We start from the raw sequence: 19,560 nt of genomic DNA on the forward strand, positions 1-19,560 counted from the left end.
CATGAAGATAGCAACCCATCATCCCATTGTTTGGTTCACGCGCCGGATATTGTCAGGCGTGGTGGTGGTGTGGGCTGCCGCAACGTTTGCGTTCTTAATTCAGTGTGTGCTGCCTGGCGATCGCGCCCAGATCATCATTAATGTGACAAGTGGCAACGTCGGACCGGCATCCTCGGCAGAACTCGCGGCGATCAATGCGAAATACGGCTTTGATCAACCCCTCGTGGTTCAATACGGAAAATACATACTGGGAATCCTACATGGAGATCTTGGTGAATCCTACCAGCAGCATCGGCCTGTCGCAGGGATCATCACGGAGCAGATTGGGCCTACGATTATTCTGGCGGTCGCCGCGCTGCTGATCGCATGGATTATCGCCATCCTGACAACCTTGTTCATCGCCGGCAGAGACAACATATGGTCGAAGCTGCTCAATGACACGCAAGTCTTTTTGGCAACAGTGCCGCCTTACTGGCTGGCCACAATTTTGCTGGTTGTTTTTGCGGTAAAGCTGCGCATTCTTCCGGTCATCGGTGGAAATTCTTCGGTCGGGCTCATTCTGCCGACACTTGCGTTGGCTCTTGAACTCTCGGGCTTCTTCGGACAAGTTGTTCAGAACGAGTTCACGCGCGTGCTCGAGCAGCCATTCGTCACGTCCGCGCGGGCCAGAGGTATGAGTGATTTTGGCGTCAGGCTTCGCCATGTCCTCCGCCACGCCGCATTGCCCGGGATTACCTTGTCAGGCTGGGCGCTCGGCAAACTTCTTTCGGGCGCGATTTTGATCGAGGTGGTTTTCGCCCGTCAAGGCCTAGGTGGAGTCCTCGTCGCTGCAACGTCCTCGAGAGACGTTCCGATTGTCTCGGGAGCTGTTTTGATCTCTGCGGGCGTATTCGTTATTGCCAATTTGATCGTCGATCTGACTTACCGGCTGGTCGATCCGAGGATCAAGCTGACATGAGCATGTTCGCCGAAGTCACCATAGCTCGTTCGCTCAAAGAAGTCCTGGCAATCACGCGCCATGTTCCCTTCCGGGTTACCGTCTCTCTTATCATAATTGGCCTCTTTGCCTTCGCGGCTATGGCCCCAAAGGTACTGCAGACGCACGATCCGCTCGCTATTGATTTGAGATCGTCATTGCAGTCTCCGTCGATCATTCATTGGTTGGGAACTGATCAATTGGGGCGAGATCTTTACTCTCGAATAGTCGAGGGAACGGGCCAATCCCTCGCCATCGGACTTGGCGCAACGGCGCTGAGCATGTCCATTGCCATCGTTTTCGGCGTCGCCGCAGCGCTTTCTGGTGGCGTAGTCGACAGCATTCTTAGCCGGATTGTCGACGTGCTCTTCGCGATTCCCACGCTCTTGCTCGCCCTTGTGTTTGTGACCGTTTTTGGCCCGTCGGTAGTGACTGAGGTCATAGCTGTCGGAATCGGCACAGCGCCAGGCTATGCGCGCATGATCAGGGGCCAGATGCTTGCCATCAAAGGGACTGGGTATGTGGAGGCCGCCAAGGTGCTGGGTCATCCATTTCCCCGTATTGTCTGGAGGCATATTCTTCCGAACGCCATGAGCCCGCTGACGGCAATGATGACGATCGGCGTAGGCCAGGCGATTATATGGGCCTCGGGTCTTGCTTTTCTAGGCCTGGGCGTCGCTCCCCCGGCCCCTGAATGGGGCGCGCTGCTCAATGCCGGGCGCAACTATGTGATCTACGCCTGGTGGCTGGAGATCATACCCGGTTTGGCGGTGATGGCGTTAGCTCTCAGCGTCACCATTGTCGGGCGCCATCTACAGGACCGTCTGGAAGGAAAAACGTGAATGTCCCAGGGCGGCCCCCAGCCTCTCGTGCAGCAGGCAGACCTCCTCACAGCCGATTCGCTGCGTGTTTCTTTCGGGCGCGGCATCGCCCAGAAAGCGGCTGTGCGCAGTATATCCTTCTCCCTGCGGCCGGGACAATGTCTTGCGATTGTCGGTGAATCCGGCTCGGGCAAGAGCGTAAGTGCGCGGGCTCTCATAGGCCTTGCTGGTCGCCACGCCAATGTTCATGCACGCCAGCTGAGCTTCGAGGGGACGGACCTGATCGGCCTTAACGATCGTGCCTGGCGGCGCATCCGCGGCAACAAGATTGGCTTCGTATTACAGGATGCACTCGTCTCGCTTGATCCACTTCGGCCGATCGGCAAAGAGGTTGGTGAAGGCTTACTCCTCCACAATGCGGTATCATCCCGCGAGGAGCTCGCGCAGCGGGTCATTGCTCTCCTTAAGCTCGTCGGTGTCCCTGAGCCGGAGACGAAGGCCGAGCAGCTGCCGCATCAATTATCCGGCGGTCAGCGTCAGCGAGCTCTCATCGCGGCGGCTCTTGCACTCGATCCACGCGTCCTCATCGCCGACGAGCCGACTACCGCGCTCGACGTGATGGCGCAGGCTCATGTGCTGGCACTCCTCCAGGAAACCAAAGCCAGGGGCAAGGCGCTGATCCTGATCAGTCACGATCTGGCAGTGGTCTCCCGCGTGGCGGATGAGATTCTCGTCATGCGAGGAGGCGAGGTCGTCGAACGTGGCCCCGCCGTCCAGATATTCAAAGATCCGCGACACCCCTATACTCGTCAGCTGCTGGACGCTGTGCCATCAGGCCGGCCGCGCGGCTCACATCTCTCACCATCGACTATTCTGCGCTTGCCTGGCCGGCAAACACAGCCGCCCGTGCAATCGTTGCCGCCAGCTCGTTCCATCCTGCTCGAAGCGACAGGTCTGGTGAAGCGCTTTGAGGGCCCGGATGGCACTTCACGGGCGGCTGTGGACGGCGTCTCCTTCGAACTGCGATTCGGAGAGACTTTGGGCATCGTCGGTGAGTCCGGATCAGGAAAATCGACGATGGCGCGCATGGTCATGGCACTGGATAAGCCTGACGATGGAGTCGTTCAGTTTGCAGGCCGGCCTTGGAGCACGCTCGCGGAACGCGAACGGCGGGCTCGGCGGCGGGCAATATCGATCATCTACCAAGATCCTCTTGGCTCGTTTGATCCACGATGGACGGCCGGACGCATCATATCCGATAGTCTTTCGGGCGACGTCGAGAAACGGCAGCGGCAGGAGCGCGTTATTGAGCTGCTCGATATGGTCGGACTATCCGAGGCCTTGCTGGACCGACGGCCGCTCGATCTCTCGGGCGGCCAGCGCCAGCGCGTTGCGATAGCCCGCGCGATTGCATCAAATCCTGCCGTTATCGTCTGCGATGAACCCGTTTCGGCGCTCGATGTCTCAATCCAGGCGCAGGTCTTGGACCTGCTCGGCGATCTGAAGGACCGCCTCGGCGTAAGTTATCTCTTCATCTCGCATGATCTCAGTGTTGTTCGTCATATCAGCGACCGCATCATAGTTATGCGCCGGGGAAGAATCGTCGATAGTGGCACCACTGAAGAGATTTTTCGTAATCCACAGTCGGATTATACCAAGAGCCTTATCGCGGCCATGCCGCGCCTAGTGCGTGTTGGACGGAGTGGTCATTCAGCTACGATCCTCGAAGAAGGCATCGCGTGAATGCCTTCGAATTCGACTTCCTTTCTCCAAAATTGTCTGTCGCCGATCGCGGGGGCAGCCGCGTTTGCCCGCGATTTGGTCGCGATTGCGCCCTCGCTCATCGCTCGGAAAGGACAATCTGTGGATCACGGGTTAAAGCAGGGGACCGGCCGGCGCGCGAAGCAGGCCCGGCCGAGTTCGAATATAGGCTGAGCAAGAAGCCGACGATCCGCACCTGTGGAGTTGCAAGCCATCAATTGCCCGCCCGCAAGGAGTGCGGCTCTTGCTCTCCTGCAAACGAGCTCGGAATCTTCGCTTTCACGATAGCCTAGCCACGGTGCGGTTCCCGACAAAGACCGTGTTTGTCAGATTCGAAACATTCGGCGTCAATTTTGAATTCATGACGCCCTGTTCAGTTCGCTAATTTCGACTGACGAGGCTGGCACGGTCGTTGCTACCGATAAGGTGATGGCGGGTTGAGTGCAGCCGTTGATGAAGGATCACTTTTCCGCCCGCAAGCCGCGGGTCCATTCTGAAAAAGAAGACCTAGAATTTTGCGCATTCGGTTTGATGGAGAGTGATGTGGAGTTTCCCAGAGCTGACGAAATAATCCTCACTGTCAGATATATCGGCACTGTCAACGGACAGATCGTTGTCGAGGTTGGCGGGCTTGGTGAACAATCGCGCCGAGTAGCGGTAGGGACGCATGACTAGGATGCGGCTGTCGTGTTCAAGCGTCGGCTGCGAAGAATAGGCAACAGGAGCCTCATCGGCGCATCGTGTCGCCAATTCGCAGACGAGTCCACCACAAAGCGCATAACGTGGGTGCACGCCCAGCACAAAGAGGTCAATAAAAGGACCTCCGAAATCCGGCAATACGGAACCCTCGGCATGTCGCATAGGATCGGCGCTGATAGCGAGTTCACCGTGAATGAAGGGGCGGAGCATTGCTCAGATCGGAAGAACGAGCTTTCATCAGATGGCGAGTTCGTTCGGTACTGGAGCCGAGCTGCCGATAGGCTGCGCGCAGTGGCTGCTGTCGGCAGGCGAACCGAGGAGGCGATCAAAAGGACCGGGATTGGTTTGCAGCTATCCTCCGAGAACTTTAGCGGTCACGACCTCTCAGATTTCCCGATGCGGCGCTGTACCCTCAATCGCGCGCAGCTGTACGGAGCAAAGTTGGATCGTGCAGACCTTTCTGAGGCGAACCTTATCTGTCCGGGGCTAGAGCGGGCAAGTTTCCTTGGCGCCAAGCTTGATTTTGCCTATATGCACGCCATGGCAGCGCAGGTCTGCAACTTCGATGACGCCAGTCTGCGCAATGTAATTGATGCAACCGGCAGCCTGTTTCATGGTTGCAGTATGAAAAGAACACGCTTTGACAACGCGATGCTCAGCGGGCTCCTCCTTTATCAGTGCGACGCGAGTGATGCTGTATTCGATGGCGCGGAATTGCAGGGGTCAACTATCAATGAATGCTTCCTTCCTTCCGCTTCCTTTCGCTTTGCTAAGCTGAGCCAAGTCACGATCACGAAGACGCATCTGGCGGATTGCTCGTTCTTCCAGTCAAAGGGAGACTGTTTATCGATCGTGCGTCCCACCTCCATCGATGGTCTTGTCTTGCAAGGTGCTCATCTTCCGTATCTGAGACTCTCAAAGGTGAGCGGGCGGATTCGGGCAAGAGCCCTGAGCGCCCCATTCGCTGATCTTCACCTGTCAAATCTCGCGAGCGCTGAGCTTGAACAGGCAGACCTCACCGAGGCGCGGCTTCTGTCCGTAGGCCTGTCCGACGCGAACCTCGCCGGTGCTGTGCTCAACAGTGCATCTATTCATTCCTGTCAGCTGGACGGAGCGGACCTATCTCAGGCATCAGGTGAGAGCATTTCGATAACAGAGAGCACAATGCGAGCCGCCAAACTCACCGGTTTTCGCGGCCGCTGCGCCTTTGTGCGCGACTGCGATCTCGAACATGCGGGCCTATCACAGGCTTACCTCTACAGGTCGATGATCACCGGTGATCCGCCGCAATCAATGGCATTGGGTCACGCAAATCTGGAAGGCTCCAATCTCGTTCAGGCATATCTCGCCGCGGGTATGACCGATAGCAACCTGGAGGCAACACGGGCCGCATACGTTCGCATGAACCAATCGTCCCTGCGCGATGCGAATCTGAGTGGGATATCGCCATTCCAGGCCAGCTTCGTGAAAGTCGACTTTTCAGGCGCTAAGATAACCACTTTCGAGCCGCCGTTTTTTGCTGACCGTTGTCGGGGTCTGCAGGTCGCTCTGGAGGGGGATCAGCTGAGCGAGCCAGCGAACTATCTGGCTGAACTCTCATCGTTGATGCGACGTGGTCGAGAAGGGTCAACCTGACTCCTTTGAAAACCGCAAGAACAGAGGGAGCTGCAGTGCCCATGAGCTTAGATCAGCTTGATGCTGTGGTTCGAGCTGTAAGCCGGCGTTGAAGCTCTGTGGAGTTCGTCTGCGTGCGCGGCCCACACGGGATGCCCAGGCCGCGCATCTTCTCCACTCTTTTGCGTTCAAGAAAACTGGAGTAAGAACATGCATCTGGCAGGTCTTTCCGCAGGCAAGGCGTTCATCCGGGAGGTCGCAAGAACAGGTCAGACCATTGGCACGGTACACACTCTGGGCGCGCTGCATCTTGGGCATGCAGAACTGATCAGAAGAGCGGCCTTGGAGAATGACGTCGCGATTGTCACAGTGTACCCGAACAAGATCCAGCTTAGACCAGGTGGGAGCTACGATTTCAATTTGGACGATGATATTGGACTTGCCCTACGTTCGGGAGCGACTGCCGTGATTTCCTCGAGCGACACCGAAATGTTTCCGCCTGGCTATCGAACGTTCGTATCGCAAGGTGACTATCATTTGCGTTTAGATGGACCTGAGGCGTGCTTGAAGGAAGCCGTAACCGGTGCGGTCCGTTGGATCTGCTATGCGCGGCCAACTCGCAGCTACTTCGGCCTGAAAGATATCGGTCAGGCGATCCTGGTGAAGCGCGCCGTTGCAGACCTCCTTCTCGATTGCGAGATAAGGTTTGTGCCGACCGTGAGATACAAGAATGGAGTGCCGATTTCGTCGCGCTTGAGGCGATTTAGCCGGTCTGAGCTTGATGAGCTGTCGTTCCTCTTCACGGCGCTCAACCATTTAAGGGAAGAGATCGTCCGAGGAGCGTCGAGCGTCAAGGACCTTGTAGCGTCGGCTGCATCTCACATAAAGTTCCGACGGTTTAAATTCGATTTTCTTCGGATTGTCGGCGCTGACAGCTTCGAAGATCTAGAGCAGGTCAAGCTCCCTTTCATCATTATTGGGGCGGCAACGGCTCATGGCCTGAGGGTTTTCGATAGTATCTATGTTCCAGATCAGGATACCCTCGTAAATGGTGCTCCGGATCTCTGGATCGACCTGCCTAAGCACTCGTAGCTAGACCATTTTTCACCGCATGGCCTTCACAGAACTGGTACACTGGCGTGGCATGTAAACAGCATGCAAAAAGAAATCTGAGCTGATCGGTTGGCGCGCTAACATTTCCCCGACATTCACTGGCCGCGAAGTCTAACCAGCATGCATCCCAGACTACCACCCGCTCGGGCGCCCAGGGCGCTAAGCTGGCGCGGTCGCTACCAAAAATATTTGCTCTATTCGACATTTCCGCGAGGGTGACATGTTTGATGTCTATCGCAATAACAGGCGGGACTTCCTTGTCATAAGCAACGGATCTGCGATACCCGCACTTTACTCATCCAATAAATGGCGCAAGAGCAGAATTAGAGTTCTCAAAGTCAGCGACGAGATAAAGTCGGCCGTTCAGCGACATGGGTACTACGTTCGTAGCTTTCGAGTTGGTAAAAGGGGAATGAGCTAGGGCTTGAACCAATAAAGCCATGTCGGCTGACGAGGGCCAAGCGGAAAACATCTGCTCGGGATGAGTTTACCGGTTTCAACCCAAAGCGGAGACGTCGGAAGCAAGGCGCATCTTCGGCAACGCCAAAGCATAAACTCGGCTCCGAAGCGGCGCTGACCGGATAGTCGATCGTTGCGCTAAAGACGAATTTTTACAGGAGGTTGGCACTCCCGTGACTGCTATTTCCTGGAGGTACAGCCTACAAACATCATCGCGTTCCGCGGCCTATTCAGCGGCTGAGAGACTCTTTGTGCTTCCGCCAGATCAAGCGCGGGAGCGCAGCTATGCCGATCTCGCGCCTGATTTCCAACATCAATTTCACCTGAGACCAACAACACCTTGTCGAGACTGGCTTCAACTGCGCGCTTAGGAAGCTTGGCTTGATCGAGTCGATCATGGCGATCTAAACTGCGACTAATCGCAAAAGAGTGATTGAGGTTCATAGTCCTGGGTGACTGACAGCTGTTGCTGTGGGCGAGATGACGATTCGCGAGATCAGTCTGTCCAAAGAACGAAGCAAGCTAGGCGGGCGCCGTCGGTATTATCTTTTCGGCATTGATCGGCAAGATGAAGAGGATGTCCACTCATCCGTCTCGCTGTCGAGGGCTCTGACCGGGCTTACGCTAGTCCCGCTCGTGCTCGTCCCTCAATCTCCGCTCGAGGCGATCGGCTTGCTCTTTGGTCAAATTGACCGGCCCCCCAACTAATCCCAACCAGAGCCGGCCCCTTCCGTTGCCGATCGTAAACCATCCAGGCCCTTAGCCCCCTGACGAACCAAAAATCGGCGCGGTGAGGGCGTCTTGTCGCGCACCGCCATGTCAGATCCGCGCTTTGATCATCTGATCATCACCTGATGGTTACCCGAGTTCGCTCAAGACAACGCGCCTCCGGAACTCGTGCGCGGCAGCTTTCAAATCGCAGACTCCGATCAGACCGAGTTGCCTCAAGCTTAGGAGAGCAAGCGATCACACAGCTCGACACAAAGCCCAGATCCCAATATCGCTATGGCGCGTTGCTCCTCCGAATCAGCCCATGATATGCTTTCATCACGCGCTCCGGTTTCTCAAAAGCCAAACGCATGCCTGATGTGCCGGAGCATAGCGATCGCCGCGTCGGTGTACCGACCGTGCGTGAGGAATTGATCCAGTTGCGTTGTGAAAACCAGCGCCGCAACTGCCACCGTGAAGCCCTTGAACATTGGGCCTCTCCTGAAAGAGACCGCCAACCGGGCGTGTCGAAAAATTAGATGTTCTCAGATTGGCTGCCGCCAATGGCGAACGAATATGGAAATGATGACAGTGAGTGGTAACTACTCTCTTAAGGGGTGCGGTGGACAGGTACCCCGAAGCCGCTAGACCCGTTAGCGGATGACCCACTCACGATTTCGAACCGGCGGACTGAAAAGAAGATAGGGCTGCATGATGCTTGACGCCACGGAGCGGACCAAACGGAGACCGCGTTCCGTAGACGCGATCGGGCCATACGCTGTGTGAATGAAAGAAGCCGCCAATTGAGATGGCCTCTTGTCGCATGAGAAAATTGCGCTGCTCAGAACGACAAGAGCGCTATCGCTGCGAGCACCGTGTTGAGGGCGCCAATGGCGATGATGGCCGCCGTAACGATCCGGTCATGGCTCATCACTTCCTCCACTATTAAAGAGAGGGTAACCTAACACATCTATCTAGGCGGGAAAAGGTCTCGACTTGATCATGGGGCGGGAGATCTCAGCGTATCGGCGCATTTTAGCACCGATCTCACACTGACGTGCTGTTCGCACATTTGCCTCGGGCGGGCTGCCCCAGGTTTTGCTGCTCGACCTTGTCGCGAAGGCGTTTGGCTTCGGCGACTAGTCGGGACGGCGCTCCGTCCTGCGCGGTTGCTCCGATTTGCCCCGCCTCCCGCGTTCCCAGGCCGAAACGGCTTCTGCAGCGTTTCGGTGCAAGGCTTCAGCCTCCATTTTACAGTGTCCGAGCCTTCCACAGGCGGACACCGCATCAGGTTTGAAGCCTCACCGGCGCTCAACTTGCAGAGCTGCGGACCTTACCTGCACCTGCTTGCGTCCGCATTTCAGAGCCTCCTCGCACCCCCTCTTTCTCAGGTTACCCCACAGGACACCCCAATTCGGGAACTACTATCCAAGCGACGGAAAGATTGCCGCCTCCAGCTTCGCCGTCTTGGGTTGCCTCGGCCAAGATCACCAGATGGGCGGCAGACTGCCGAGCCGCCTCAATCGGTCTCCCTGGGCTCGAAACGACAGTGAGAGGTCGCAAAAAGGCTGGCTAGCTTGGGAGTGTGTATTCGATGGATGTTGGCTTTCGCGCAGCCCTCGTCCAACTCGTGGTGACAGCTCTCACTGATTGAGTAGATCGGGTCGGAAAGTCAATGCGATCCTTACTGCCCGACATGGTAGGGCTAGGCCAGCCGCGCTTTGAGATAGTCTGGTTGGGCGGCCCGTCGCAGCCAAACGCTCACGGCAGCGCGAAACGGTGAATCGTGACCCTAGATCTGTAACCTCTCGGGAGCAAAATCTGCGGAGATGATCATGAGCAGGCGATCAGAAGATCATGAAGCAGATGACATTATCCCGCTGAGCGAGTTGGATGTAAGCGCAGGCAGGCGCTTTCAAGACGACAGCATATGGGGTTTCTTTGACCGGCTGCGAAGAGAAGATCCCGTTCACTACTGCAAAGACAGCCCTCATGGTCCATATTGGTCCGTGACGAAGTATCGGGACATCGTAGCGGTAGACACAAACCACAAAGCATTCTCATCAGAGCAAGGTATCACTATTGTCGACGTGCCTGATAAGCACTGGACCCAGAGTTTCATCAAGATGGGGCCTCCCAAGCACACCGAGCAGCGCAATACCGTGAGCCCGATCGTCGGACCGGAAAGCCTGACGAAGCTCGAAACCTTGATACGCTCTCGGGTCAGGGCGATTCTCGATGGCTTGCCGCGCAATGAAGCCTTCAATTGGGTAGACATGGTCTCGATAGAGTTGACGACGCAAATGCTCGCTACGCTCTTCGACTTTCCATTTGAGGACCGGCGACTACTGACCTATTGGTCAGACGTAGCTGTTACGACTCCAAAAGCAGGCCATGCGATCGACAGCTGGGACCAGCGAGGCACAATCTTATCAGAATGTCTGGACTATTTCACAGGGCTTTGGAACGAGCGCATTAATGCCGAGCCGCGCCTCGACCTGATTTCCTTGATGGCGCATTCGCCCGTCACACGCCATATGAAGCCGAGTGAGTTTCTCGGGAATCTGATTCTGTTGATCGTTGGGGGAAATGATACAACGCGCAACTCGATTACCGGTGGCCTCCTGTTCATGAGCCAGTACCCCTCCGAACTGCGAAAACTAGCCGACAATCCCAAGCTGGTCTCGAGCGCCGTGTCCGAGATTATCCGATACCAGACACCGATCGCGCATATGCGCCGCACTGCCGCGGTCGACAGCATCGTAGGCGGAAAACAGATCCGGAAAGGCGACAAGGTCGTCATGTGGTACATCTCCGGCAACAGAGACGAAGAGATCATTGAGAACGCCAACAGTTTCGTGATCGACCGGAAGAATGTACGGCAGCACCTCTCGTTCGGATTCGGAATCCATCGCTGTCTTGGTCGACATCTTGCGGAACTGCAGTTGAGAGTCCTCTGGGAAGAGATTTTGGATGCGAGACTGGAGATCGTGATCGTCGGCGAACCCGAGCGAATTGCATCTAACTTTGTGCACGGCTATTCGGCTCTCCCCGTGCGGATTGAAGCGTAGGCCCTGGTCGCGCCAGTCCCCGGCCGCCGGTGCGCGGTCGGGGTGGATTGATCTGAACTATCTTGTTCAAGCTGTGCAGATGGCTCGATCAACGCGAAGCATTTGCAATAGGCTACTCATCGACCGGGCAGACGCTTGAAGTCCCCGTGAGAAGCGACATGTCAGGCGCACGTCTCGACTTGCAAACGCCTGAGATGCCGAAAAGGCCTGAACAGCAACTCCGATGCCGCGTCTCCGGGTTGACTTGGATAGCCGGAACCGTGGACGCCGGCATCCTTCCTGCCGGTTAAAAGGCCGCGAACGATCTGAAACATTTAGTAGACCGGCTTAAGAACCGCGCCAGCAATTTCGAAGCCGGTCATGGTTTGAGCCTCGTGATGGTCACCGGTTGACGTTGTAGCTGCGGCCGATCTCGGCCAGGGCCTCGCCAGCTTCTCGGCGGACCAAGGCCTCGCGCTTCTGTTCCGGCGTGAGCCTCGGCGGGCGGCCCATGTGCTGGCCTCGGGCGGTCGCCCTGGCTCTGCCTTCCGCCGTCGGGTGCGGATCAGGTCGCGCTCCGCGTCGGCCATGCCCGCCATGACGGCCAGCATCATGCGGCCGGTGCTGGTGCCTGTATCGGCCCAAGGCTCCGCGATAGAGGGCACGGCGCCGCTATCGTTGATGCGCTGAACAATTGCAAACAGATCGAAGAAAGACCGCACCAAGCGGTCGATGCGAGTGACCGTCACCGCGTCGCCAGGCTCCAACTTGGCAAGCATGCGCTGCAGCTCTTTGCGATCGACGAGGGCACCACCGGCTGTGTCCTTGAAAATCGGATCGCACCCCGCTGCCTTCAACTGGGCCAGCTGGCCGTCGAGGGTCTGCCCTGTGGTGCTGACACGGGCGTATCCAACGAGACGATTTTGGGCGCTACCTTCGTTCATATCTTTTGTGCATTGTAACTGGCGCACGGGTCGCGCCGTCTCCGAATGGCTCGAAGTCGAGTGAGATTGACGGCCTGCTGGCGATTTCCTGCTGAACGCATCGAGCAAGGGCTATTACGTCTGCCTCGTGCGGCAGCTCTCGTGCGCGCAGAGCAATGAGGTCGCGGCGGCGATCATGTCAGCGTGCCGCGCGTCCAATCCGCGTTGATTCCCGCGCTCAAGCCGCGTTCAGCGCCTGCGCGAGATCGGCGATCAGGTCCGACGGGTTCTCGATGCCGATCGACAGCCGGATCGTGGAATCGAGCACGCCGATTTTTTGGCGGATGTCGGCGGGAACGCCGGAATGGGTCATCGTCGCCGGCAGGCTTGCGAGCGATTCCGTGCCGCCGAGACTCACCGCCAGCTTGAGAATCTGCAGCGCGTTGAGGAATTTCACCGCCGCCTCCTTGCCGCCGACGATGTCAAACGAGAAAGTCGATCCCGCGCCGAGGCATTGCCGCGCGAACACGCGGCCCGAGAGCGAGCCCTGCTCGTGATGACCGAGGTAGTGCACCTTGGCGACCTTCGGGTGGTCGCGCAGGAAGTCCGCCACGAGCCGCGCATTCGCATCGGCCTTCTCCATCCGCAGGCTGAGCGTCTCGAGCGAGCGGTTGATCATCCAGCAGGAATGCGGATCGAGCTGGGTGCCGATGGCGCCGCGCAGCGCTTTGATGCCCTTCATGATCGCTTTCGATCCGAGCGCGGCGCCCGCGATCAGGTCGGAATGGCCGCCGACATATTTCGTCAGCGAATACAGCGAAACATCCGCGCCATGCTCGATCGGCCGCTGAAACACCGGCCCGAGCAGCGTGTTGTCGCAGGCGATTATCGGCGTGTGTCCCTGCGCCTTGCCGATGGCATCGGCAATGCGGCGAATCATGGCGATGTCGACGAGGCCGTTGGTCGGATTGGCGGGCGTCTCGATCAGGATCATCGAAACCCGCCCCTTGCGCATCGCCTCCTGCGAGGCGTGCTCGACTGCCGTCTCGTCGATGCCGTCGGCAAAGCCGACGGCGCCGATCGACAGACGCGCGAGCGTGTTCGTCAGCAGGGTCTCCGTCCCGCCATAGAGCGGCTGCGAGTGCAGGATGACATCGCCGGGGCGAACGAAGGCCAGGATCGTGGTTGCGATGGCCGCCATGCCGGATGAGAACAGCGCGCAGCTCTCGGTGCGTTCGTAGATCGCGAGCCGGTCCTCGACGATCTCGCTGTTGGGATGGTTGAAGCGCGAATAGACCAGGCCGGCGCCCATGCCTTCCGGCGGCTCGCGTCGGCCGGCGACATAGTCGAAGAAATCCTGGCCGTCCTCGGCGGTCTTGAACACGAAGGTGGAGGTCAGGAACACCGGCGGCTTGATCGCGCCCTCGGACAGTTGCGGATCATAGCCATAGGTCAGCATCAGGGTTTCCGGATGCAGCATATGATTGCCGATGTGAGTCTTCGACGGGAACGGTTTTACCATGGCTGCCTGGCTGTTCTGATGCTTACCGCGCGTTGCGCGCCTATCGGTGGTAAACGGCGGTGGTCACGAAATTGACCCCGGCCTTTTGGAATCCTTGTCTTCCGGCGGTTTTCGCGCAGTTGCGGCATCGGGGAAGAGAGCTCCACTCTCACGGCTACTTGCACTAATTCTAGCCGCTCACCTGAGCAATGCGCCGGTCTCTAAGCCGGCGCTCCGCAGTCTGATGTACATCGCTAGGTCTCATGCGAATTTTCAGCCTCCTCAAGTCAAAGGCTGCTTCACAGCCTGAGGCCGTAATCATTGAGTACCCTATCCCTTAGAGCGCCCTTGATCTCGCGGGCAATTTCCTTACGGACCTCGACCTAATTCTCGCTTGGCATCCTCGACCGCGCAGAATCTGTCCTGCCTCAAAAGGATGCATTCCATACTCCCTTGCCAGGACTGAGTAGACCAAATCCACGTATGATACGTTGTAACCTCTGAAGCATTTACCTGTCGGTAAGCTGACGAAGAAGCTATCACGAGTCGCGACTCGGAATTGGAAAGGCGGTGATGGTTGCGCCTGCCTGAAGCTGCGCGACCATTTCGGCGCGATCACCATAAGACAGGGACGTATCCGCGTGGAGGCGCCTGATTTTCTCCTCGCCGTGCCACCGCCCCCTTGGTCTGCGCGGCCGCCCCCTGTCGCTCCCTGAACTGTTAGGCTGCCCGCGCCGCACACATCGCGCGCGGCCTCTCGGCGAGGTCTCAACGCTTCAAGTTCAGGCTGATGAGGTATCCCAGCAGATTGTCACCGTAATAGTTGCGCGTCGGGCAATCGGTGCCGGTCTCGACGGCGGCGCGATAGCGGTTGCGGCCGTCGGCAAATTAACCCTTGAAAAGACCCTTTGCAGGATTACCGAAATGGCGCGGTCGACCTCACGAAGTTGCAGCCGCCTCTCGGGAACATCCTTCTCCGCGGTCACATGGCGTGCTCGCAGTTCAGCGAGCCGTTCCATGCGTTCGGCGAGCCGCAGGGCAGCCTCGTTCACCACGATCGACGCGATCTCTTCAGCAAGCCGGCCGACTTCGTCGTTGATGGCGTCCATCTGGACGCCGAGCTCGATCTCCTCCCTCTGCAACCGGGCACCTCACTCGTCCAGCCAGGTGGGGCCTCGGGTACATCCGCAAGCGGAGCGAGGCTCGCGCGGATGCCGCGCAGTGCCACAAGCCGTGGCATTGCGGCGAGATGGCGCTGGATCTCGTCAATGCGTCACGAGTGCGGGTGCGTTCGGAGTCGGCCTCATCATAATGCGCCTTGCACCGATCCCTAGTTTCAACGAGCCGCCCGTGATCCGAGGCCGGAGGGTCGAATTTCTCCCGCTCTGCCTTCAGCTCCACGAGCCGTGTCTTGAGGTCCACGAGCGCGCCGCTGCGTGCCCGCAATCTGTAGAAGCCATCTGCCTCGCTCCTGAGATCGATGGGCCCTTGGCTGAGATGAGCAAGGCCTGCGCTCGCAGAAAACAGCAATTCTCCGAGATCGCCCTTACTTGCTAGAATGCTTTCGCCACCCTTCTCGAGCGTCTCGTCGTCGAGCGAGAACATGGTGCGATCGGCGTCACGGTCGATGCCCCTGAGTCGCCGCGAATTGCGCTTTCCGGGATAGGGCGATCGTCGGCGTCAAGCAGGCTGTTGTGCGGAAGTTTGATGCGCGCGAAGTCCCGCTTTTCGGCACCGAACTCCAGTGTTCCGCCAATCCGCTTGGTGGAAAAGGGATGGAAAAAAGCGAAACGGACTCTGCGTCGCAATTCCGAACAACAAATCGAGAGACGCAGTAAAGGCGGTCGATTTGCCAGCCTCGTTCGGTTCGTAGATGACATGTAGGTCCGGCTGATCGGTGGGCCGCTCGCCGAAATCGATACTGTGGTCGGCGAATTTCCCGTACCGGGTAAGGTCGAGGCTGCGCAGGCGCAGGTCTTAGCCGCCCTGTCCGGCAGGCTTAAGGCGCGCCATCACGCTTTCCGCTCCGTCACGCTCCATGCGCGTGAGCGCCTCCCGAAACGACACCTCGTCAACCCCGAAGGTGTCGCGGATTTCCGGGGGGAGCTGCGCTCTTATCTCCTCAGCCATGCCAACGAGTTCGTTCTGAAAGGCGTCGGAGGCGAGTATGTCCTCCTCGATCACGCGGTGGAGCTCGAAAAGCGGGTCCTCGGATGGCTCCTCCGACCGGTCGGTCGGACGGCAGAGGATCTCCAGCTTCTCAACCCAGCAGGTCCCGATGACCGAGGCCCTGTCGTCCGCCTCCGCCTTCAGCAGATCCGTGTCCCAGCGAATCCGCCAAGCGAACGGAGTTACTCCCTCTATCCTAACGCGCGCGACGAGACGATCTGAACTAACCCCGCTGCGCTTCCTTTCTAAGGCACGCGATATGGCAGACACTAGCTCGCGCCAGTCTTCTATTCCGTTCGCATCCACCAGAACGCGCTCGAACTGCGAGATGCTGGTGGTGCGCTCTTCGATGTGAATCGAGCGATCGTCCTCGATGGTCACAAGCGTCACGGATTTCGGGCCAGCCTCGCTGATGTCCCGGCCCTGCGGCGTGCCCGGCATCACAATGGCCCACGCCCCTTCGACGGCCGAACGCATGTGTACATGGCCGAGCGCCCAATAGCGAAAGCCCGTGGCGGTCAGATCAGCAATGGTGCAGGGAGAATAGAGGTCGTGGCCTAGCGCACCGCCGAGGTTGGGGTGCAACACGCCGATGTTCACCGCCCCCTCGATAGCCGGCTTGTACCTGCCAAGCAGGCTCTCGGGTGCACCGATGAATTGATGCTGAAGATTGTAGCGGGTTGCAGCGAGCCTCCTTAGAGAAGCGATTTGGATATTCCCCGAGTTGATTACCTCAAGGTCCCTGGGGAAGACCGGCAGTAATTTGGCAATTCCTGTGGCCGAAGTGTCTCCTGATACCCTTCGGGGCATCTACCTCATATTCAGATAAGCGCTTCGCCACATGCATCTGAAGAATATCTGGATCATTGCTGCGAAATAGTGGGAGCTATTCTGGTAGCGGAGCAGACGTGCGGACACCCTCCGCTGATCGGGGTGACGCTCGGTTGCTCGGTACGCTTGCTGCCACCTTCCTATGAGTGTGATTTAGCCGGCCTGGGCGGCGGCCCCGGCTCTGGCGAGATATAGTTTGAGGGGAGTTGCGCAACGTTGATTCTGCTCAGTTCGGACGGGCAAAATGTTGTTGCTGATCGCCTCCGGCGTCTCGCCACACCCGTGTATGGCTGGTGACTTGGTAAGCTCTTCGGTCGAAGTGTGTTTACTGGATAGCGGGATGCGTGTTGCGAGCGCAGGTCTGCCGATCGACATACGCTGGCCATTTCTGCTTGGCCAAAAATCGGCCTTCAGGAGGCGAGCGCCCTCCTGGTTTCTCTATAGCGTTTGGGATGACTTGGCCCAGCTCGCGTGCACAGAGCCAAGGCGTTCGGGCTGGGACTATCCCGTGGGTAGGGCAGGTCGGGCGCCGGTCACGTCTCAGCTGATCACACCGGCACTGATGCGCTAGTTCAGCAACACGACCACGCTGCGACTGAAGTGGAACTCAAGGCGGGATCTTATTTCTTGTGCATCCCGATGAATGCTCTTGGTCAGCTAGTCGTCAGCTAGGCGGCCTATCCAGATAGGCTGCGCACTCACGACTATTCGGAGATGAAGTATGAAAGGTATTGGCCGAGCTGATCCATCACAGGGTGAGGCGGCGGGAGCGGACAGCGCCGGGGAATTGAGCCGTTCGAGCCTGGGGCCTGGTCTCTTCCCTGGGGAACGCGGTCAATCCTTCGATGCCGTCCTGGAGCGGATGCGCTCTGGGCCTCAAGACAGAACTGCGGCTTCAGATGTGGCGGCGCCAACCCGCAATGAGATCAAGGCAGCAAAGCGAAATTTGGACAGCCTGCTTGAGAAGTTTGAAACTTGCCGTCGAGCGGCCACGCAACGCTGCAACTTGGAAGAGGCGCAAGAGCTGATCGATCGAGTGGTCGAAGCAGGCTCGACAGTTCTGGAGTATTACGCGAATCTGCCTGCCAATTTGGCGCGTCGTATCCTGCCCGACGATCAGGCTCGCCGGCTCCGCGACGACACGCTGGATGCGGGCAACCAATGTAACGAAGTGGCCACCCGGATTCTTTACCCACTTGAGAACAAGAGAAAGAAAGCAGAAGCCCTGCTCGACAAGGTCAAAGACACCGCTCCGCCCGACCAGCTGAGCCGCGTCGTTGCGGGCGTCGCGAACCAGTATGTTGCCTGCATGGACTGCTGGGGAAAGAAGGCGCTGCGCTTCGAGCGGATGCAGTCAGTCTGTGCGGCTACCGCCCACTTGCCAAGCAGCACGCCCGAGATGCGCAAGGCCGAAGAGGCCCAACTCAGGCTCAATACGGGCTGGGCGCTCAATACCGGGTGCATGTATCTGCAATCGCGGATCGCTCTAGCGCGACTCTTGATTGAGTCGCGAGCGAGCACGTTAGCACCTGACGTGCGAGCCGCCCTCATGGACGAGAGCGGGCAGGTGCGTCTGCTCGGGACCTTTGTTGAAGATGTTTTTCCGGCATTTATTTCGACGGGCGAGGCCGTTCGCGGGGGAGCGGTGCTCGACGCCGAGCACCGCGCCGTTCTGGAAGGCGTCATGGAACGGCTTTCGGAATTTGCATCCCAACTGAGGGGCATGCTTGACCCCCTGAGGGAGGCTGGAACGGAAGCTGACCTTGCTTTGCAGTTGCTGGGCGAGATCGTGGACGGTGCTTGGGTGACGGCGAACGACGTCATGCGGCTGCTGGCATTGCAGCCAAAGACGGAAGTGACGATTGAACCGCCGGCTTGGGCTGCGCTGCCAGAAAACACGGCGCTGGTGGGTGAAGGCACTCCAGTACCCAGAAAGGGCAAAGCAAGGCGCGGAGCAGCCGCGGGCGAGGGGAGTTCGACGGCCAGCCCGCCCGAGCCGCAACTCGCCAGGCCCGATGCCGCCGGGGCCGCGACGGGAAAGGTCATCGTGCTCTCGGATCTCGGTACGAAGAAACTCGCCACGCCGGAGGAGGCAGCTGCGTCATCTGCTGCGACCGATCACCTCCAGATGTGGCAGGCTCCGCCCTCCAGGAAAGCACTGCCGGGATTACTTGAGCGATTGGACGAGCTGCTGCAGTTCGATCTGCGGGCACAGCAAAGCGCCGTCTCGCAAGCGCGCCAGATGAAGCCCGAGGACGCCGAACATGTCCTGAATCGCGTGATCAAGCGCTTGCAGACGCAGTCCTCCGAGATTGAGGCCTGTGTAGTCGCGCTGGAGGAGCCTCGCCGACGGGGCCTGCTCACGGCTGCGCAGGTGCCCGAAGTGCACGAAAAGATAGTCCGGCTTCAAAGGATGGGGTCCGAGGTTCAGGGGCAGGCAAAGTCATTGAGCGCGCGAAAGGCAGCAATCACGAGCGATTGCATGAAGACCTATGCGTTTCCATCGCAGAAATACCTTGCACAGTTACGGGCAGCGGGGGAACTGGCGTCAGTGGATCCACCTCGCGCCTTGAAGGGAGAGCCAGGGACGCTGTTCGAAATGAAGCTACAGCCCATGGCGCTGAGCAATGGCGCGACGCCAAGGCCGATGTGGGTACACATCCATACCAAGCGGCCGGTACATGCCTGGCAATTGGCAGCGCTGGGCGATCGCGAATTCGCCGCTTGCCACGTGAAGTCTGACGAGCAGCGCGGCTACAATCAGCACTGGCAGAACGCTCGAGCCGCCGAGGGGCACGAGAACGTCGTGATCCACCGCGGCAAGCTCACTCCTGCGTTCTGTAGGTCCTTGTTGAGCACCGCCGCTGGCCAGCCGTGGCAGCCCCTTCCCGACCCCGAGCACGCTTCAGCTCAGATGGCTCGACTGGGGATCTAG

The 19,560-nt window shown here is 58.5% G+C and carries 14 protein-coding genes and 1 pseudogene; 8 read left to right on the forward strand and 7 right to left on the reverse strand.

The window, feature by feature from the left end; all coding sequences use genetic code 11:
* Window position 1 precedes the first annotated feature (1 nt).
* From XI04_RS04790 to XI04_RS04800, 3 genes are read left to right on the forward strand one after another with little or no spacing between them, the layout of a single operon-like run.
* Entirely contained in the window at window positions 2-958 is a 957-nt protein-coding gene (locus tag XI04_RS04790) for an ABC transporter permease (protein ID WP_271623513.1), read from the forward strand.
* Window positions 955-1,818: an ABC transporter permease gene (locus XI04_RS04795; protein WP_271623514.1), complete on the forward strand. Its 864-nt coding sequence runs from the start codon at window positions 955-957 to the stop codon at window positions 1,816-1,818. The genes XI04_RS04790 and XI04_RS04795 overlap by 4 nt, the downstream gene beginning before the upstream one ends.
* Window positions 1,819-3,540 (forward strand): dipeptide ABC transporter ATP-binding protein, encoded by a 1,722-nt coding sequence (locus XI04_RS04800; protein WP_442869387.1) that lies wholly within the window; start codon window positions 1,819-1,821, stop codon window positions 3,538-3,540. It abuts the gene before it with no gap.
* Window positions 3,541-4,065: 525 nt separating this feature from the next.
* Here XI04_RS04800 and XI04_RS04805 read toward each other — a convergent pair.
* Window positions 4,066-4,467 carry a hypothetical protein gene (locus XI04_RS04805; RefSeq protein WP_271623516.1) on the reverse strand — a complete coding sequence of 134 codons (402 nt, stop codon included), beginning with the start codon at window positions 4,465-4,467 and terminating at the stop codon, window positions 4,066-4,068.
* An 81-nt stretch (window positions 4,468-4,548) separates the two neighbouring features.
* Between XI04_RS04805 and XI04_RS04810 the strand changes: the two genes are divergently transcribed.
* The 3 genes from XI04_RS04810 (at window position 4,549) to XI04_RS04820 (ending at window position 7,405) form a co-directional block, all read left to right on the forward strand.
* Entirely contained in the window at window positions 4,549-5,892 is a 1,344-nt protein-coding gene (locus tag XI04_RS04810; protein ID WP_271623517.1) for a pentapeptide repeat-containing protein, read from the forward strand.
* Window positions 5,893-6,081: 189 nt separating this feature from the next.
* Entirely contained in the window at window positions 6,082-6,963 is an 882-nt protein-coding gene (locus XI04_RS04815) for a pantoate--beta-alanine ligase (protein ID WP_271623518.1), read from the forward strand.
* A gap of 241 nt (window positions 6,964-7,204) precedes the next feature.
* Window positions 7,205-7,405, forward strand: a complete 201-nt coding sequence (locus XI04_RS04820) for a hypothetical protein (RefSeq protein WP_271596596.1) — start codon at window positions 7,205-7,207, stop codon at window positions 7,403-7,405.
* Between the two features lie 1,102 nt (window positions 7,406-8,507).
* Here the strand turns inward: XI04_RS04820 and XI04_RS04825 are convergent.
* On the reverse strand, window positions 8,508-8,642 hold the full coding sequence (locus XI04_RS04825; RefSeq protein WP_257187491.1) for a hypothetical protein: 135 nt from the start codon (window positions 8,640-8,642) through the stop codon (window positions 8,508-8,510).
* Window positions 8,643-9,986: 1,344 nt separating this feature from the next.
* Between XI04_RS04825 and XI04_RS04830 the strand changes: the two genes are divergently transcribed.
* On the forward strand, window positions 9,987-11,222 hold the full coding sequence (locus tag XI04_RS04830; protein WP_271623519.1) for a cytochrome P450: 1,236 nt from the start codon (window positions 9,987-9,989) through the stop codon (window positions 11,220-11,222).
* 314 nt (window positions 11,223-11,536) lie between these two features.
* Here the strand turns inward: XI04_RS04830 and XI04_RS04835 are convergent, their stop codons facing one another.
* From XI04_RS04835 to XI04_RS04855, 5 genes and pseudogenes are all read right to left on the reverse strand, one after another.
* Window positions 11,537-12,145: a recombinase family protein gene (locus XI04_RS04835; protein ID WP_271623520.1), complete on the reverse strand. Its 609-nt coding sequence runs from the start codon at window positions 12,143-12,145 to the stop codon at window positions 11,537-11,539.
* Between the two features lie 217 nt (window positions 12,146-12,362).
* On the reverse strand, window positions 12,363-13,646 hold the full coding sequence (locus XI04_RS04840; protein ID WP_271623521.1) for a cystathionine gamma-synthase family protein: 1,284 nt from the start codon (window positions 13,644-13,646) through the stop codon (window positions 12,363-12,365).
* A 761-nt stretch (window positions 13,647-14,407) separates the two neighbouring features.
* On the reverse strand, window positions 14,408-14,734 hold the full coding sequence (locus XI04_RS04845) for a hypothetical protein (protein ID WP_271501047.1): 327 nt from the start codon (window positions 14,732-14,734) through the stop codon (window positions 14,408-14,410).
* Window positions 14,697-15,599: pseudogene (locus tag XI04_RS38805) on the reverse strand (AAA family ATPase). The gene XI04_RS04845 and the pseudogene XI04_RS38805 overlap by 38 nt, the downstream one beginning before the upstream one ends.
* A gap of 3 nt (window positions 15,600-15,602) precedes the next feature.
* Window positions 15,603-16,604, reverse strand: a complete 1,002-nt coding sequence (locus XI04_RS04855; protein ID WP_271623523.1) for a metallophosphoesterase family protein — start codon at window positions 16,602-16,604, stop codon at window positions 15,603-15,605.
* A gap of 742 nt (window positions 16,605-17,346) precedes the next feature.
* Here XI04_RS04855 and XI04_RS04860 point away from each other — a divergent pair.
* Complete coding sequence (locus XI04_RS04860; protein ID WP_271623524.1) at window positions 17,347-19,560, forward strand: hypothetical protein; 2,214 nt, start codon at window positions 17,347-17,349, stop codon at window positions 19,558-19,560.

Origin of the sequence: Bradyrhizobium sp. CCBAU 11430 (assembly GCF_028128855.1) — a bacterium.
In the GTDB taxonomy this organism is placed as follows: Bacteria; Pseudomonadota; Alphaproteobacteria; order Rhizobiales; family Xanthobacteraceae; genus Bradyrhizobium; species Bradyrhizobium ottawaense.

What these genes read in the sequence shown, in the direction of transcription:
- XI04_RS04790 (WP_271623513.1), top strand. Translation starts at nt 2, where the DNA reads ATGAAGATAGCAACCCATCATCCCATTGTTTGGTTCACGCGCCGGATA.
- XI04_RS04795 (WP_271623514.1), top strand. Translation starts at nt 955, where the DNA reads ATGAGCATGTTCGCCGAAGTCACCATAGCTCGTTCGCTCAAAGAAGTC.
- XI04_RS04800 (WP_442869387.1), top strand. Translation starts at nt 1,819, where the DNA reads ATGTCCCAGGGCGGCCCCCAGCCTCTCGTGCAGCAGGCAGACCTCCTC.
- XI04_RS04805 (WP_271623516.1), bottom strand. Translation starts at nt 4,467, where the DNA reads ATGCTCCGCCCCTTCATTCACGGTGAACTCGCTATCAGCGCCGATCCT.
- XI04_RS04815 (WP_271623518.1), top strand. Translation starts at nt 6,082, where the DNA reads ATGCATCTGGCAGGTCTTTCCGCAGGCAAGGCGTTCATCCGGGAGGTC.
- XI04_RS04820 (WP_271596596.1), top strand. Translation starts at nt 7,205, where the DNA reads ATGTTTGATGTCTATCGCAATAACAGGCGGGACTTCCTTGTCATAAGC.
- XI04_RS04825 (WP_257187491.1), bottom strand. Translation starts at nt 8,642, where the DNA reads ATGTTCAAGGGCTTCACGGTGGCAGTTGCGGCGCTGGTTTTCACAACG.
- XI04_RS04830 (WP_271623519.1), top strand. Translation starts at nt 9,987, where the DNA reads ATGAGCAGGCGATCAGAAGATCATGAAGCAGATGACATTATCCCGCTG.
- XI04_RS04835 (WP_271623520.1), bottom strand. Translation starts at nt 12,145, where the DNA reads ATGAACGAAGGTAGCGCCCAAAATCGTCTCGTTGGATACGCCCGTGTC.
- XI04_RS04840 (WP_271623521.1), bottom strand. Translation starts at nt 13,646, where the DNA reads ATGGTAAAACCGTTCCCGTCGAAGACTCACATCGGCAATCATATGCTG.
- XI04_RS04845 (WP_271501047.1), bottom strand. Translation starts at nt 14,734, where the DNA reads ATGGACGCCATCAACGACGAAGTCGGCCGGCTTGCTGAAGAGATCGCG.
- XI04_RS04855 (WP_271623523.1), bottom strand. Translation starts at nt 16,604, where the DNA reads ATGCCCCGAAGGGTATCAGGAGACACTTCGGCCACAGGAATTGCCAAA.
- XI04_RS04860 (WP_271623524.1), top strand. Translation starts at nt 17,347, where the DNA reads ATGAAAGGTATTGGCCGAGCTGATCCATCACAGGGTGAGGCGGCGGGA.